Below are 16,514 nucleotides of genomic sequence, written 5' to 3' on the forward strand. Positions count from 1 at the left end.
GCGCGGGGCCCGCGCCGGGAGAACCTCACCCGCGATAGGTGTGCGCCGCGAAGGCCGTCACGTCCGGCCAGGTCAGCGATGCCGCGCCCCAGGCGAGCCCGCCCCCGAACGCCGCGAGGAGCACCCGGTCGTCCGGGCGCAGCCTGCCCTCTGTCGCGGAGTCGGCGAGCAGCAGCGGCAAGGACGCGGCCGAGGTGTTGCCGACGTGCTCGATGTTGGAGAGGACCCGGTCGCGCGGGACGCCCAGTTCGTCGGCCACGGCCTCGCTGATGCGCGCGTTGGCCTGATGGGTGGCGAGCCGGTCCACGTCCTCGACGGTCCAGCCGGAGCGTTCCAGGACGTCGAGCGCCGCCTGGGTCATGCGCTCCTTGGCGTGGCGGTAGACCTTGCGGCCCTGCATCTGCAGGTGGTGGTCGCTCGCCTCGGGCACGGTGCCGGTGGAGCGCTGCCGGGCGCCGCCCGCGGGGATCTGGATCAGGTCGCTGTGCGTGCCGTCGCTGCCGAGCCGGATCGGGCCGATGGCGCCCGGCTCGTCCGGGTCACCGGCGCGCAGCACGACGGCCCCGGCGGCGTCCCCGAAGATGACGGCCGTGTTCCGGTCCTCCGGGTCGACGATGGCGGAGAACGTCTCGGCGCCGATGACGAGGACCTGCTCGGCGAAGCCCGCGGCGATCGCCCCGACCCCGGACGACAGGGCGTACAGGAACCCGGCGCACACGGCGGCGACGTCGTGCGCGGCGACGGGGCCGAGCCCGAGGGCCGCGGCGACCTCGGGGGCGGTGGCCGGGCAGAGCCGGTCCGGGGTCGCGGTCGCGAGGACGACGGCGTCCACGCTGTCGCGGCCCGCGGACTTGAGCGCCAACCGGCCTGCTTCCACGGCGAGTTCGCGGGTGGCCGTGCCCGGCGGGACGGTGTGCCGCTCGGCGATGCCGGTGCGGCTGCGGATCCATTCGTCGGTGGTGTCGAGTCGGGCCTCCAACTCCGCGTTGGTGACCGTGCCGGGCGGCACATGGCCGGCGACGCCCGCGAGGACGGCCGCGCGTGTGCGGTGCTTGTCCATCTCCTCGGCCCTCACGCCTTCCCCAGCAGAATCGCGCTGCTGACCATGCCGACGGTGTAGTTGAAGGACAGCGCGTGCTCGACGCGCTGGGGCCGGGCGGTCGTGCCCGGTACCGGGTCGAAGAGGCAGGCGTCGTCAGGGTCGACGCAGCCCGCCGTCGGGAACACCGCGTCGCGCTGGATCATCAGCGACGTGGCCGCGACGCCGAGGCCGCCGAGCGGCCCGCCGTTGTGCCCGAAGCAGGCCTCCTGCACGGTCACGGGCATGCGCGTCGCACGGTCCCCGAAGAGGCTGTGCACGATGTTCGACTCGGTCTCGTGGAAGACCCGGTCGCCCTCGGCGCCGCCGTTGACGTAGTCGATCTGGTCCGCCTCGACCAGGCCCGCCATCGCGTCCCGGGCGGCCTGGACCATGCCGACGCCCGCACGGTCGATGGCGAAGGCACTGTGCTGCGGGCTGCGCCGGGTGCGCTGCGCCAGCATCCGGGCGTAGGGCGTCGCGCCGCGCCGCTCGGCGTGCGCGCGGCTCTCCACGACGATCGTGATGGAGCCGTTGCCCATGTTGGAGCCCGGGGAGTTCTTGTCGTACGGTCGCATCTGCGCGCCCATCGCCAGGGCCGCGTCCTCCATGGCGTCGACGGTGACGCCCTCTTCGGCGCTCAGCTCGGCGTAGCGGTCGAGCAGGTCGGCGTAGTGCCGCAGGAAGTCGAGGCCGAACACGTCGGCGCCGGTGACCACCGCAACGTCCACCTCACCGCTCTTGATCATCCGCTGTGCCATGCCGAGCAGCACCGCCGACGACGTACAGCCGTTGGAGACGGTGAAGTTGGGTCCCGTCCCGGCGACGACGGACACCTGGACGTTGGCCACGTCCATGGGGATGCCGGTGAGGGCGAGCCGGGTGCCCAGCTCGTTGATCTCGTCCTTGGTCGCTGTGGCGCGGTCGGCCCTGAGGATGTCGGCGTACTGGGCCGACCAGCAGTCACCGCCGTCGCGGGCGGCGAGGATCGCCGCCTCGGACAGCGCGCCCGCACGCCAGTCGAGCCCGGCGTCGCCACAGGCCTCCGCCATGGAGATCAGGCCGAGCAACTGCACCGGGGAATAGAGTTTCAGCGCCTTGACGGGAAGTTCGGGATAACGCTCCTTCACATCCGCGACATCGGTGCGCACTTGACCGAAGAAGACACCGTTGTTTTCCACATGACAGGCGCCGGTGGAGACGATTTCCAGGAATTCCGCGGAAGTCGCGCACAGTCCGCCGGGTCCTGGCAGGGCGAATCCCATGCCCGTGATCAATGTGTCGCGACCGGGATCCTGCTGCTGGTCCGCCATGAGACTCCCTGAGTTGCGTGCCGCTGTCGACAGGTCGCCCGCACGCAGTGGGCGCATGCTGCTGCACCGTGCTGTGCCGGTGACGGCTGCCGACGTTAGAGCGCCGACCTGCCGGGCCGTAACCGGCCGCAGGTACCCGGTTTTCGCGCGCGGCCGGTATCGGTAGTACCTCAATCAATAATTGGTACTTCAAGTACCGGCGGTGAATTCTCCCGGGTACCGGTGGACCGATGTCGCGTCGGAAGGCCCCGGATAGTTTTCCGGCATGGCTGAACTGGCTGCATCCGCTGGACGGAAAGACCGCCGGGGCTCGGTACTGGTCACCGGTATCGGCGTCATGCTCCCCGGCGCGACCCACGTCAATGAATTCTGGCAGGACGTGCGTGACGGCCATTCCCGGATCGGCCGTCTGACCCGCGTCGATCCGGAACGGGCCGGTGTCGGCGCGGCCGGGGAGCTGCGCGACTTCGATCACCGGAAGTTCCTGCCGGAGCTGAACGAGAAGTTCGCCGCCCGGTACACCCGCGACGCCCTGGTGACCATGTCGGCCGTCGAGGAGGCCCGCCGTGACGCGGGGCTCGGATCCGACGACATCGACCCGCGCCGCCTGTCCCTCATCGCCTCGTCGTCGCGCGGCCCCCTGGAGTGGGTCAGCGAGGCGCTGACCGCCGACGACGCCGAGGCGGCCCGGGAGGGGGGCGGCACCGACCACTTCGGCGACAGCGGCGCGATGCTGCGCGGCATGCCCGGCGCCCCGGCCACCCTGTCCGCCATCTACGGCGACATACGCGGGTTCGTCACCACGCTGAGCAGCGCCTGCGTGGGCGGGCACCACGCCATCGCCTTCGCCGCGGACCTGATCCGCGCGGGCGTCGCCGACGCCGTGGTCGTCGTGGGCTACGAATTCCCCCTGACGCCCCTGGTCTTCCGGTCCTTCCGCGCGATGGGCAACCGCGTCCTGTCGACCGAGACCGACGACCCCCGGCGCGCCATCCGCCCCTACACCCGCGACCGCGAGGGCTTCGCCTTCGGTGAGGGCGCCGTCGCCCTGTGCCTGGAGCGGGAGAGCCACGCCCGGGCCCGCGGCGCCGCGGGCTACGCCCGGTTCCTGTCCCACCGGGCCCTGAACGAGGCCACCCACCCCTTCGGCATGGACATGAGCGGGCAGGTCACCGCCTCGGCCGTCGCCGAAGCGCTCGACGACGCGGGCCGGACCCCCGAGGACGTCGACTGGTTCTGCGCGCACGGCACCGCCACACCGAAGAACGACGTGGCGGAGAGCCGGATGCTCGGCGCGCTCTACGAGGGCCGGCCGCGGTCCGCCTGGCCGCCCCTCAGCTCCGTCAAGCCCGTCTACGGCCACCTCCTCGGCGCGGCCTCGATGGTGAACGCGGCGGCCACCTCCCTGGCCCTGCACCACCAGTGCCTGTGCTCCACCGCCAACTACGCGGGCGCCGTACCCGATCCGGAGTGCGACCACGACCACGTCGCGGAGGGCCCCCGCCCGGCCCGCGCCGACCTCGCGGTGTCCCTGGCCTTCGCCATCGGCAGCCAGACCTCGGTGCTCGCCCTGGGCGCCGCGTGATGGGAGCGCCGCGCCCGCGGACCGAAACCCTGAAGGAGACCATGAGCACGCACAGCGGCACGGCGTCCCGACCCGCCGTCGTCCCCGACGTCGACTCCCTGGTGTCCCGGTACGTGACGCCGGGCATGCATCTGCACCTGGCGATGACCATGGCCCGGCCCAACGCCATGGTCTACGCCCTCGCGCGGCAGTTCGCGGGTCGGGGCGAGTTCACCGTCAGCACCTCGGCGACGCACACGGCGATGCACGCGCTGACCATGTCGGGCGCCGTCAAGCACCTGATCACGTGCTTCCTCGGCGACACCTACCCCACACCGCGCCCCAACCCGCTCTACCGCGACCTGGTCCGCGGCACCCCGTTCACCTGCGAGCTGTGGTCCCTGCTCAGCTTCACGCAGCGCCTCATGGCCGGTGCCACCGGGCTGCCGTACGCCGTGACGTCCTCCCTCGTCGGTAGCGACCTGGAGCGCGGGCTCACCACCGAGGGACCCGCGGCCCGGCCGCGGGCGGGCGAGGGTCCAGGAACCGGCGCGAAGTTCCTGCGCGTGGCCGACCCGGCGGCAGGGGAGCGCCCCTTCGCCCTGGTGGAGCGGATGCGCCCGGACCTCACGCTGGTGCACGGGGCCTGCGCGGACCGGCGCGGCAACATCGTCCTCGTGCCGCCCGCGGGCGAGGGCCCCTGGGCCGCGTACGCCGCCGAACAGGGCGTGATCGCCACGGTCGAGCGCATCGTGCCGGACGACTTCGTCGACGCGCACCCCGAGCGGGTCGTCATCCCCGGGCAGCGCGTCCTCGCCCTGTGCGAGGCGCCGCTGGGCGCGCACCCGCAGTCGCTGCGCGGCGTGGCCAGCGGCGACGAGCGCGGCGACGTGGTGGGCTACCGCGACGACTACACCTTCCTCACCGAGCTCGTCGAGCGCCTCGCCACCGAGGACGGCGCCAAGGAGTGGTACCGCGAGTGGGTCGAGGAACCCATGGGGCACACCGAGTACGTGCACAAGCTCGGCGCCGCGCGCCGCGCCGAACTGACCCTCTCCGCGGAGCCGTTGACTCCGCGCGAGCCCCTGGCACCGCCGCCGCTGCCCACCACCGCCGAGCCCGTGACGCGCGCCGAGCGGACCGTCGTCCTCGGGGCGCGCGCCATCGTCGAACAGGTCACGAGCGGCGCCTACGACACCCTGCTCGCCGGGATCGGCGTGTCCCACCTGGCCGCCTGGCTGGCCGCCGCCCTGCTGCGCGAACGCGGCATCCGAGTGCCGGTCTGCGCCGAACTCGGCTTCTACGCCACCGACCCCGAGCCCGGTGACGTCTTCCTCTTCAGCCAGCTGCACGCGACGCGCTCCCAGCAGCTCGGCGGCATCCCGGAGATCCTCGGTGGCATGGTGTCGGCGAACCCGCGCTGCCTCGGCGTCCTCGCCGCCGGCGAGGTCGACGCGGACGGCAACGTCAACACCAGCCTGCTGGCCGACGGCCGGTGGCTGACCGGCTCCGGCGGCGCCAACGACATCGCCACGAGCACCGACTGCCTGGTCCTCTCCACGGCCTCGCCGCGCAAGTTCGTCGAGCGCGTCGCCTATGTGACAAGCCCCGGCGCCCGGGTGCGCGAAGTGGTCAGCCACTTCGGGAGGTTCCGGCGTACAGAGGGCGCGGCGGGCACCCCCGGCCCCTTCCGGCTCGCGACCTGGCTGCCGCCCGGCGGCGACGGACCCGCCCGGCCGGACGAAGCCGTGGCGAAGCTGACCCGGTGGCCGGTGAGCAGCGCGGGCTGCACCCCGGAACCGGAGGTCACCGAGGCGGAGATCGCCTGGCTGCGCAGTCTCGACCCGCAGGGTTTCTACAGGTGAGGAGCACGGTGTGAGCGGTGGAATCTGGATGGGCAAGGGCCTGTCCTTCCGGGGCTTCGGGCACTACTTCCCGCGGCACTGCGAGGAGATCCCGGCGGACCTGCCCGAGGCCCCCGAGATGGAGGCGGCGGTCCTCGGCCCCGACCTCGGCGTGGAGCGGCGGCACCTGTCCGACGACACGGAGACCGTGCCGTTCATGGCCGTGCAGGCGGGCCGGCACGCGCTGCGCAACGCCGGTCTCGAAGCCGACGACCTCGACCTGGTGGTCTTCTCGTCCTGGTCGCAGCGCAGGTACGCGCCCGAGGACGCGCCCCGGATCGCGATGCGGCTCGGCGCCGGGCGGGCCCTGGCCTTCGACGTGTGCGCGGCCTGCGTCGGCTTCGTGCACTCCGTGCAGACGGCCGCGGCGATGCTGACCAGCCACCAGTGGCGGCGCGCCCTCGTGGTCTGCTCCGACCAGTTCTCGCAGCGGCTCAAGCCCGGACGGCGGGGCTCCTACGTCGGCGGGGACGGGGCGGGCGCCGCGGTCCTGGAGGCGGGGCCGCCGGACGACTCCCGGCTGCGGGACTCCGTCGTGCTCAGCTACGGCGAGCACGCGGGCGTCTCCAAGGCCCGTGGCAAGGACGGCTGGACGGTGAGCCTGCCCTCGATCGCGCAGGTGGCGGCGGCGACCGCGGGCGAGGCCACGGATCTGGTGCTGCGGCGCGCGGGCATGACGATGGCCGACGTGGACCGGGTGGTGCCGCATCCGGGGTCGACCCGGATCAGCGAGGAGCTCATCCGGCGCATCGGCGCCGACCCCGCGAGGGTCCTGACGAACCTGCGCACCCGCGGCCAGACCACCAGCGCGACGATCCCGAGCGCGCTGTCGGAGTTCACCGAGTCCGGCGAACTGCGCAAGGGCGACGTGATCCTGTCGCCCGCGGCCGGCGCGGGCTGGTTCTCGGGAGCGCTGCTCTACCAGCTCTGAGACCCCAGCTCTTCTGAGTGAGCCCCCAGCTCTGCGACTCCAGCTCCGAGACCCCAGCTCTGCGACTCCAGCTCCGAGCCTTCAGCTCGGAGACGAGACAGCACGCACACGACGGGAAGACGAGGAAAGGACCTCCCTCATGTCCGCAACCCAGTCACCGCTCGACAGCGGCGGTCCGCCGGTCGTGCTCAGCGGCGTCGGCCACTACTTCCCCGGCGAGCCGGTCACCAACGACCACTTCGCCCAACTGCCGGGACTCGACGTGGACGACGCCTGGATCCGCAAGTACACCGGCGTCCGGACCCGCCACTGGGCGGGGCCCGAGGAGCGGTTCGCCGAGATGGGCGTCAAGGCCGCGCGGGCCGCCCTCGACGACGCGGGTCTCGACATCGCCGACGTGGACGTGATCGTCGGCACCAGCGCGACCGCCCGGCCGCGCGCCAACCCGTCCTCGATCGGCAACAACTACATGGACATCTCCCTTCCGGTGCAACGGCAGTTGGGCGCCAGGGACGCGTTCTGCTTCGACGTGACCGCCGTGGCCTGCGCGGGGTTCCTGTACGCGAGCGTGGTGGCCCGGGGCCTGCTCGCGACGACGGGGGCGAGGACCGCCCTCGTGGTGTGCGCCGAGAGCCCGCGCGCCATCCTCAACTTCGGGTTCAAGAACTCCGCGCTGTTCGGTGCCGGCGCCGCGGCGGCGGTCTGGCGGCGCGGCGAGTCCGTGGGCGGCGGCGCCGACGGACTGCCCACCCGCAGCGGGATGATCGACGTGGTGCTGCGCGCCGACGGCCGCTACTACGACGCCTTCGACATCGACGAGAACGACAAGATGGTGATGCGCGGGGGAGTGCTCTCCGAGGTCACGCCGGACATGCTCGTCGACGCCGGGCAGACCGTCCTGAAACGCAACGGCCTGGCCCCGGAACAGATTTCCTGGTGCGTTCCCCATCAGGCCAACACCAATCTCCTGCACCCGATGGCGGACCGCCTCGGGATTCCCCGCGAACGCATGCTCCTGAACCTGCCGCGGCGCGGCAACACCTCCAGCGTGGGAATGCCGAGCGCGCTCTCCGAATATGTGCGGGACGGCACGGTGAAACCCGGCGAACTGCTCCTCGGCGTCAGCATCGGGCGCGGTCTGAGCTGGGGCGCCATGGTTTTCCGGTACCAGTGAATCCACGTACCAGTGAATCCCCGTACCAGCGAATCGCCGTACCAGTGACCTGCGGTGCCGGAAAGCGCCGTACCGAGGCTGAACCAGAGAGCGAGAGGTGAACGGTCTTGTCCGATTCCAGGAACGCGCTGGTGACCGGGGGCACCCGGGGCCTCGGCCTGGCCGTCGGCCGGATGCTGGCCGAGCGGGGGTGGCGCACCACGGTGCTCGGCCTCGACCCGGGCCGCATCGAGAAGGTGCGGGCCATGGCCGAGGCCGAGGGCCTCGACCTGCGGGCGGTGCGCGCCGACGTCACGTCGGAGGAGTCCGTCAAGGAGGTCTTCGCCGAGCTGACGGCGGAGCAGCCGCTGCACCTGTGCGTCAACAACGCGGGCCGCAACCTCTCCCGCCTGCTGCTGCGCACACCGCGGGACGACAGCGCCGGCGAGCTGCTCACCCATCCGCTCGACGACTGGGAGAAGACGCTGCGGCTGTGTCTGACGGGGGTGTTCCTCGTCGGGCGGGAGGCCGCCGCCAGCATGGTGCGGCACCAGGTGGCGGGCGCCATCGTCAACGTCTCGTCCGGCCTCGCGGCCGGCGCCTACGGCCAGTCCGCGTACACCGCGGCGAAGGCGGGCGTGGAGGCGCTGACCCGCACCTGGTCCTACGAACTCGGTCCCTACGGGATCCGGGTGGCGGCCGTCGCGCCGGGCGTCATGGACGGCGAGGCCCTGCGGGAGAAGAGCACGGCCTTCCCGCGGCACGCGCGGTACATGGACGGCCTGAAGCGCTTTGTGCCGCTCGGCCGTTGGGGCGCGGAGGAAGAGATAGCGGACGCGGTGTGCTTCGCCGCGGAGAACCCCTATGTCACCGGTTCCGTGATTCGGGTCGACGGCGGCGGGCCGCCCGGCTGGGTGCCGTGACGAAAACCGGCGGGCCGGGCGAAGCGCGCCCATGAGTGGGGTACGTCGAGTACCCACGGAATGAATCATCGAGTACTGGAGGCCAGATGCAGTCGAATGCCGACGCCACTAGTTTTCCGTCCATGACGACAGGCCACCACGGCATCTGGGAAGACGCCGGAATACGCTTCACCGGATTCGGTCACTATTTCGGCTCCGAGGAAATACACAACGAGGGCGTGGAGGACGCCACGACGAGCGTCGTGGAGGACCGCGTCATCGGCGGAGTCGGCGTCCGCACCCGCTATCGGGCCGGTGAGCACGAAACCCCCGTCTTCATGGCCGCGGCGGCTTCCCGGCAGGCCCTGGAGGACGCGGGACTCGACGCCGGCGACATCGACGTGGTGGTCGTCAGCCACTGGACCGACCGCAACTACGTCCACGAGGTGGGCGCGCTGACCGCGGCGGAGCTCGGCATGAAGGGCTCCATGGCCTTCGAAGTGTGCGGCTCCTGCGCCGGGTTCATCCAGGCAGTGCACACCGCGGCCTCGTTCCTGACCTCCCCCACCGGCTACCGCAAGGCGCTGGTGGCGACCACCGAGCGCGTCACCCGGCGCGTGCGGCCCGGCTCCAAGGGCTCGATGCTCGTCTCCGACGGCGCTGGTGCCGTCGTCCTCGAGGCGACCCCCGGCGGCACGCCCGGCCTGATCGACTCGGTGTTCCACACCGACGGCAGCCTCGCCAACATGTCCGCGGCGGGCGGCGAGAAGGGCTGGGTCAAGAGCCACCCGGACCTCAACGACGTCGCCCTCGCGCACATCGCCGACACCGTCGAGGAGATCCTCGGCCGCAACAAGCTGACCATCGGCGACATCGACTGGCTCATCCCGCACTCCGGGACCGAGCCGCTCGCCAAGGGCATCCAGCACAACCTGGGCGCGGACCCGGCACGCGTCCTGACCAACCTCTCCTTCCGCGGCAACGTCTCCAGCGCCTCCATCCCCACCACGGTCTCGGAGCTGCGGGAGCGCGGCGTCGTGAAATCCGGCGACCTGGTCCTCTCGCCCTCCATCGGCGGCGGGGTCTGGTGCTGGGGCAGCCTCCTCTACCGGATCTGAGCGCACCGACCGAGCTGGGGACACGTGGCGAATCCGATCAAAGGGGTCCGAGCGGTGACCACGACCAAGAGCCCCCGGGACGCACTCGTCACCGGCATGGGCTTCTGTCTGCCGGGGCGCGGGGCGCCGACGGCGACACCGGAGCAGTTCTGGACGGCCGTCGCGCACGGCGACTCGTTCCTGGCACAGGACGACGGCACGTACTTCGGCAGCGTGCCCCTCGACCCGGAGTCCGTCGTCGCCCGGCTGCCGGAGATACCGCCGCGTTTCGTCGCGAAGTACTCCGACATCCATCTGTACGGGCTCCTCGCCCTGCTCGAGGCGTGCGAGGACGCCACCCTCGACTGGCGCACGGGCGCGCTCCGCGAGGCCGCGGTGCTCGCGGGCCGCAACGCCACGGCCGACGCCATCGTCGACACCTATCTGCCGGTGCTGCTCGCCGACACCCGGCACATCAGCCCGCGCGAGGCCCGCTCCGTGCTGTTCCGCAACGTCCTCAACGCGGTGATGTCGGACGTCGAGACCACCCAGGCGGGCCTCGTGGGTGCCACCGGGCCCAGCTACACGCTGTCGTGCGGCTGTGCCTCGTCCGCCGTGCTGATCGGCAACGCCGCCCGGATGATCGCGGCGGGCGAGACGGACATCGCCGTCGTCACCGGTGCCGACTACTGGCGCGAGAGCCGCCTGCGCCAGTACGCCGAACTGGAGGCCAGGTCCGTCCAGGGGAGCGAGCCGCAGACCGCCACCCTCATCGACGAGCCCATGCGCCCCTACGACGAGCGGGCCGCGGGCCTCAACTACGGCAACGGCGCCGCCACCTTGATCCTGGAGAGCCGCGAGCACGCCCGGCGCCGCGGGGCCCGCAGCTACGGCCGGATCCTCGGCCAGACCACCACCCGCAACGCCCAGCCGAACCTGGCCCTCGACACCGACGGCGCCGGGGCGGTGCGCGCCGCGCGCTCCTGCATGGCGGGTCGCGCCGCACCGGACGAGATCGACTACGTCAACGGCGCCGCGACCGGCGACCGGGCCTTCAACCTCATGGAGGGCAACATCATGCCCGCGATCTTCGGCGAGCGGACGGCCACGCTGCCCGTCACCGTCCAAGAGGCCGTGTTCGGCCACAGCGGGGCGCCGCTCGGTGTGATCGGAGTGGCGGCGACGCTCCAGATGATGGGCCACGGCCGCATCGCCCCGACCGCCAACTGCGAGAAACCCGCCGGGGTGTGCACCTTCGACCCGGTGCCCGGGACGGAGGGCCGGCCCGCCCGCGTCGACCTGGCCCTCAGCCTCAACTACACGATCGGCTCCGTGGCCAGCGCCATCCTCGTGGGAGGCTGCGATGACTGAACAGCGCACGACGACCGCACAGCGCACGACCAGCGCACAGCGGACGGCCGAGGCCGCCCCCGTCGCACGGCTGGAGACGGACTCCCTCGCCCCCGTGGGCCGCCACGTCCTCCTCGAATCCACCCCCGGCGCCACCCACACCCGCGCCGTCAAGGAGGCCTGGGAGCGCCTCGGGTTCCACGTCACCGCCGTCAACGGCGCGGACACGCCCGAACCCCCCGACGTGTACTGCGTCGTGGCCCTCGGCAACGAGGCGCTCGGCAGCCGCACCTCGGCGTCGCTGCGCCGCGCACACGTGGCCCGCGTCCTGGAGGCGATGGCCCGCCGGGGCTACGGCCGCGCCGTCCTGGTCACCGACGCGGGCCCGCACGTCCACGACGACGCGGAGCCGGAGTGCGCCGCGGAGCGAGCGGCCGACCACGCCTGGTGGCAGCACCTGGCCAAGCGGTGCGCCACCCAGGGGGTGCTCGCCAACACCGTGCGCGTCGGCTACGCCCCGTTCCTCGGGCACGACCTCACCGCCGAGGCCGCGGGCGAACTGCTCCGGCACCTGGTCACCCGCCGTCCCCTCACCCCGCCCGAACTCGACTCGGCACTGCGCCTGCTCGCCTCACGCGGCTTCGGCAGCGTGGCGGGGGAGACCCTGCCCCTCGACGGCGGGCTCGACGCGGGCATCGTACCCATGCCGTCGGCGCGCCCGCCGCGCCCCGACCGGGCCGCCGCCGACACCCAGGAAGCCGACCCGTTCCGGCTCGCCGGGCGCGTCGTGATGGTCACGGGAGCCAGCAGCGGCATCGGCGCGAGCATCGCCCGGGAGAGCGCGGCCCGCGGCGCCGATGTCGTCCTCGTCGCCCGCCGCCGCCCCGAGCTGGAGAAACTCGCCGCCGAGATCCGCGAACTCGGCCGCAGGGCCTGGGTGGTGACCGCGGACCTGTCCGACCCGTCACGGGCGGCCGGCCTGGTCCACGAGGCCTGGGAGCGCACCGGGGGCGTCGACGCCCTCGCCTACGCCGCGGGCGCCGTCTCCTTCGACGGCGCCGGCGACAACTCCGACAACCGCCATCGGCTCCTCGCCCTCAACTCCCTGTCGTACGCCAGCACGTGCGACGCGCTGCTCAAGCACTGGGCGGCGACCCGCCGCGGCGGCGCCGTGGCCGTCGTGTCCTCCCTCGCCGCGGTGAGCGCACCGGTGGCGAACCTGGCGAGCTACGGCCTGAGCAAGGCCGCGACCGCCCAGTTCACCAGCCACTTCGCCACCTCGGCGGCCCGGTACAAGGTGCGGGCCAACAGCGTGCTCCCTGGCTTCGTCCGCACCCCGATGACGGACGTCACCAACCCCGCGTTCCTGGACGCGACCAACCGGCTCGTGCCCACGGGCCGGATGAGTGAACCCACGGAGGTCGCGGCCCTCGTCTGCTACCTCATCAGCCCCGCGGCGGCCGGTCTGACCGGCGCGCAGCTGCGCGTGGACGGCGGCGGCCACTGCCTGGCCGGACTGCCGCACCTGGACCCGTCCGAGCACCCCCTAGAGGAAGGACCCCGGCAGTGACGCCCCACGTGCCGCGCCCCCGGCCCTCCGCGCCGCGCACCGACACCGCAGTGCCGCTCCCGAACCCCACCGCGCCGGAAGGAGACCGCAGGTGACCGACAACAGGCCCCTCAAGGGCAAGGTGGCGCTGGTCGCGGGCGCATCCTCCGGGATCGGGGCGAGCATCGCCCGTACGCTCGCCCAGGCGGGCGCCTCCGTCGCGCTCGTGGCCCGGCGGGGGGACCAGCTCGCCGCCGTGGAGCAGGACGTGGCGGGCCACGAAGTGCCCGCCGTCACCCTCGTCGCCGACCTGGCGGCCGACGGCGCGCCCAAGGACACGGTGGCCGCCGCCGAACGGGCCCTCGGCCCCATCGACATCATGGTGAACAACGCCGCCCTGGCCCGCACCGGGCCCATCCACGACACCCACCCCCGGCACTGGCGGCAGGCCTTCCACCTCAACCTGGACGTGCCGTTCCTGCTGGCCCGCGCCGTCCTGCCCGGCATGCGCGAACGCGGCCACGGCTGGATCGTCAACATCAGCTCCGAGGGCAGCCTGCTCCAGGCCGACTGGTCGGCCCCGTACTCCATCACCAAGCGCGCCCTGAACGCCCTCACCGGCCAGATCGACCTGGAGAACCGGCACCTGGGAGTGCGCGCCATCGCCGTGCTGCCCGGCTGGGTGCGCACCGACCTGGCCCAGGACCCCGAGACTCTGGGCGTGGAGGTCAGGGACCTCCTCGACCCCGCGGACATCGCCGACGTCGTGCTGTGGGCCGTCACGCTCCCGCCCGCGGTCAGCGTAGGCCCGCTGATACCCGTGCGCCCCGTCAGCAGGAACGCCCAGACCTTGGTCAACTGGGAGCAGTACCTGCGGACGCTGCGCCACTACGACGCCTCCGGCGGCCACATGGTCGACGTGCCCGGGATCCCCGAATGACCGGCGCCACGACCGCCCCCGGACCGGCCCCGGCGACGCAGCCCGAGGAGCGGGCGGCCGACCGGATCGTCGAGATCCTCCCGCCCGGCGACCCCCGGGTGCCCGACGCCGCGCACTGTGTGACGGGCGAGCTGCTCGCCGCCCGCGCCCAGGCCCACCCCGACCGTGTGTACGCCGTCTTCGATGACGACGCCGACGCCGACGGCGGTGACGTCACCGAGTGGACGTACGGGCAGGCCTACGACGACGCGCGCGCCACCGCCGCCGCCCTGCACCGCCTCGGCGTGCGCCAGGGCGACACCGTGCTGTGCTGGCTGCCCAACGGCCGGGACGCGCTGCGGGTCTGGTACGGCGTCAACCTCCTCGGCGCCGTGCACGTCCCCGTCAACACCGCCTACCGGGGCAGCCTGCTCGGGCACGTGCTCGCCAACTCCGGCGCCCGCGTCCTGATCGCGCACGCGCTGCTCGTCGACCGGCTCCAGCACACCGGCGGCGGCCGCCTCCAGGAGGTCGTCGTCCTCGGCGGCGGCCCCGACGACCCCTGGCCCGACGCCCTGCCCGGCGCCCCGCGCGTCCACGGTCCGTCCGCCCTGCGCGGGAAGCCGCAGGACTTCGTGCCGCCCGAGCGGCCGGTCGCCCCCTGGGACACCATGGCGGTGATCTACACCTCGGGCACCACGGGACCGTCCAAGGGCGTCCTGGTCTCCTACGTCCACCACTACTCGACGGTGACGGCGCTCCTCGACGACGACATCAGCGAGCACGACCGCTACCTGCTCAACCTGCCGCTGTGTCACGGCGGCGGCACCGAAGTGGCCTACTGCATGCTCCTCTTCGGGGGATCGGTCGTCGTCACCGAGGGCTTCAGGACAGCCGAGTTCTGGGAGGTGGTCCGGCGCCACGAGGTGACCATGTGCACCCTGCTCGGCGCCATGGTGGACTTCCTGCTGGGACTGCCGCCACGCCCGGGCGACACCGACCATCCGCTGCGCGCCGCCTGCGTGATCCCGCTGACGCGCCAGGCCCTCGACTTCGGCCGCCGCTTCGGTGTGGACGTCTACACCGGCTTCAACATGTCCGAGACATCGGCTCCGCTGGTGTCCGCGCTCAACCCGCAGCGCACCGGCAGCTGTGGCCGGCCGCGCCCCGGCGTGCAGTGCAGGGTGGTGGACGAGCACGGCATCGACGTACCGGACGGCACCGCGGGCGAGCTGGTGCTCCGCGCCGACCGGCCGTGGTCGCTGTTCCACGGCTACCACGGCATGCCGGAGGCCACCGCGGCGGCGTGGCGGCACGGCTGGTTCCACACCGGCGACGCCGTGCTGCGCGAACCGGGCGGCGACTACTTCTTCGTGGACCGCATCAAGGACGCCATCCGGCGCCGGGGCGAGAACGTCTCCTCCGCCGAGGTGGAGGCCGAACTGCTCAGCCATCCGGCCGTGGCCCTCGCCGCGGCCGTGGCGGTGCCCAGCGACCACGCGGAGGACGAGATACTCGCCGCCCTCGTGCTGCGGCCCGGCGTCCGCTTCGACCCGGAGCAGTTCCTCGCCCACCTGCGGCCGCGCATGGCGCACTTCATGGTGCCGCGCTATCTGCGGGTGCTCTCCGAGCTGCCCGTGACGGAGACGGGCAAGGTCCGCAAGGAGACGCTGCGCGCGCAGGGCGTCACCCCCGACACCTGGGACCGGGTGGCCGCAGGGATCGAGGTCACCCGTGACCGCGTCCGCTGAACCGGCCCCCGCGCACCGCGTCGTCGACGTGTGCGCGCTGGCCCTGGACCGGGAGTGCTGGCGCACGTACTTCCGCGGGCTCGGCGCGGTGGCGCCGACGTACCTGCGGGCCTTCGGCCGCCACGCCACGGCGGTCTTCGGCGCCGAGTACTCCCGCTTCCGGGCCCGTCTGGACGAGGGCGACCAGGACGGCGCCGTGGACCTGCTCGTCGCCGGCCGGCCGGAGCGCGTGGACGCCGAGGCGCTGCTCGCGACCATGGACGACAACGGCGTCGTCCACCAGGTCCTGATGAGCTGCGGCGGCGACACAGCCGACGGGGACGACGTCAACAGCCGCGTCGCCGCCGTCGCCGCCAAGGCCCCCGACCGGCTGCAGGCCTGGGCGGGCATCGACCTCACCGACCCGGCCCGGGCCGTCGCGGAACTGGAACGCTGCCACGGCCTCGGCATGCGGGGCTTCGCGGTGACGCCGTTCTGGCAGGGCGTCGACCCGCGCGATGCGGCATACGACCCGGTCTACGCCAGGGCACAGGAACTCGGCATGCCGCTGTGGCTGCACACCGGGCACCACTTCTCGCGGCACGCCGCCGAGCTGTGCCACCCCCGCAACGTCGACTGGATCGCCCTGCGCCACCCCGGACTGCCCATCGTGGCGGGGCACGCGGCCTGGCCCTGGGTGCTGGACCTGATCTCCGTCGCCCAGCGCCACCGCCACGTCTACCTCGACATCTCCTCCCACCGGCCGCCGTGGATGGCCCGCCCCGGATCGGGCTGGGAGCCCCTGCTCCTGTACGGCAGCACCACGCTGCGCGGCCGGGTCCTGTTCGGCTCGGCGACCTGGGTCAACGCCGACCCGGTCGCCGAACTCGCCCGGCAGGTGGCCGACCTCGGCCTCGGCGACGAGGTCACGGACGGCTGGCTGTACGGCAACGCGGCCCGGCTGCTCGGGCTCGGACCGGGCTGAGCGCCGTGCGCCACCGCGCCCCACCGACACTCCCCGCCC

13 protein-coding genes are annotated in these 16,514 nt (G+C 72.9%); 11 read left to right on the top strand and 2 right to left on the bottom strand.

What is annotated here, in order from left to right; translation table 11 throughout:
- Positions 1–25: 25 nt before the first annotated feature.
- Both QUY26_RS38370 and QUY26_RS38375 read right to left on the bottom strand, forming a co-directional pair.
- On the bottom strand, positions 26–1,060 hold the full coding sequence (locus tag QUY26_RS38370; protein ID WP_289955032.1) for a beta-ketoacyl-ACP synthase III: 1,035 nt from the start codon (positions 1,058–1,060) through the stop codon (positions 26–28).
- Between the two features lie 11 nt (positions 1,061–1,071).
- Positions 1,072–2,391, bottom strand: coding sequence for a beta-ketoacyl synthase N-terminal-like domain-containing protein (locus QUY26_RS38375; RefSeq protein WP_289955034.1), 1,320 nt, complete (start codon positions 2,389–2,391; stop codon positions 1,072–1,074).
- Positions 2,392–2,656: 265 nt separating this feature from the next.
- Between QUY26_RS38375 and QUY26_RS38380 the strand changes: the two genes are divergently transcribed.
- The 11 genes from QUY26_RS38380 to QUY26_RS38430 all read left to right on the top strand — a co-directional run bounded on the left by QUY26_RS38380 (position 2,657) and on the right by QUY26_RS38430 (position 16,475).
- Positions 2,657–3,976, top strand: coding sequence for a beta-ketoacyl-[acyl-carrier-protein] synthase family protein (locus tag QUY26_RS38380; RefSeq protein WP_289955036.1), 1,320 nt, complete (start codon positions 2,657–2,659; stop codon positions 3,974–3,976).
- Positions 3,977–4,017: 41 nt separating this feature from the next.
- The gene (locus tag QUY26_RS38385; protein ID WP_289955038.1) at positions 4,018–5,820 is read left to right on the top strand and encodes a CoA-transferase; all 1,803 of its coding nucleotides are present in this window, start codon (positions 4,018–4,020) and stop codon (positions 5,818–5,820) included.
- A gap of 10 nt (positions 5,821–5,830) precedes the next feature.
- Positions 5,831–6,790 (top strand): ketoacyl-ACP synthase III, encoded by a 960-nt coding sequence (locus QUY26_RS38390; protein ID WP_289955041.1) that lies wholly within the window; start codon positions 5,831–5,833, stop codon positions 6,788–6,790.
- A 139-nt stretch (positions 6,791–6,929) separates the two neighbouring features.
- Entirely contained in the window at positions 6,930–7,964 is a 1,035-nt protein-coding gene (locus tag QUY26_RS38395) for a 3-oxoacyl-ACP synthase III family protein (RefSeq protein ID WP_289955042.1), read from the top strand.
- A 107-nt stretch (positions 7,965–8,071) separates the two neighbouring features.
- Entirely contained in the window at positions 8,072–8,866 is a 795-nt protein-coding gene (locus tag QUY26_RS38400) for an SDR family NAD(P)-dependent oxidoreductase (protein ID WP_289955043.1), read from the top strand.
- A 122-nt stretch (positions 8,867–8,988) separates the two neighbouring features.
- Positions 8,989–9,963 (top strand): 3-oxoacyl-ACP synthase III family protein, encoded by a 975-nt coding sequence (locus QUY26_RS38405; RefSeq protein WP_289955044.1) that lies wholly within the window; start codon positions 8,989–8,991, stop codon positions 9,961–9,963.
- A 54-nt stretch (positions 9,964–10,017) separates the two neighbouring features.
- Positions 10,018–11,313, top strand: coding sequence for a beta-ketoacyl-[acyl-carrier-protein] synthase family protein (locus tag QUY26_RS38410; RefSeq protein ID WP_289955045.1), 1,296 nt, complete (start codon positions 10,018–10,020; stop codon positions 11,311–11,313).
- The gene (locus tag QUY26_RS38415; RefSeq protein ID WP_289955047.1) at positions 11,306–12,862 is read left to right on the top strand and encodes an SDR family NAD(P)-dependent oxidoreductase; all 1,557 of its coding nucleotides are present in this window, start codon (positions 11,306–11,308) and stop codon (positions 12,860–12,862) included. Before QUY26_RS38410 ends, QUY26_RS38415 begins: the two co-directional genes overlap by 8 nt.
- Positions 12,863–12,953: 91 nt before the next feature.
- Complete coding sequence (locus QUY26_RS38420) at positions 12,954–13,781, top strand: SDR family oxidoreductase (RefSeq protein ID WP_289955048.1); 828 nt, start codon at positions 12,954–12,956, stop codon at positions 13,779–13,781.
- Positions 13,778–15,511, top strand: coding sequence for an AMP-binding protein (locus QUY26_RS38425; protein WP_289955050.1), 1,734 nt, complete (start codon positions 13,778–13,780; stop codon positions 15,509–15,511). Before QUY26_RS38420 ends, QUY26_RS38425 begins: the two co-directional genes overlap by 4 nt.
- Complete coding sequence (locus QUY26_RS38430; RefSeq protein ID WP_289955052.1) at positions 15,495–16,475, top strand: amidohydrolase family protein; 981 nt, start codon at positions 15,495–15,497, stop codon at positions 16,473–16,475. The genes QUY26_RS38425 and QUY26_RS38430 overlap by 17 nt, the downstream gene beginning before the upstream one ends.
- Positions 16,476–16,514 lie beyond the last annotated feature (39 nt).

The sequence above is a fragment of the Streptomyces flavofungini genome (assembly GCF_030388665.1).
Lineage (GTDB): Bacteria > Actinomycetota > Actinomycetes > Streptomycetales > Streptomycetaceae > Streptomyces > Streptomyces flavofungini_A.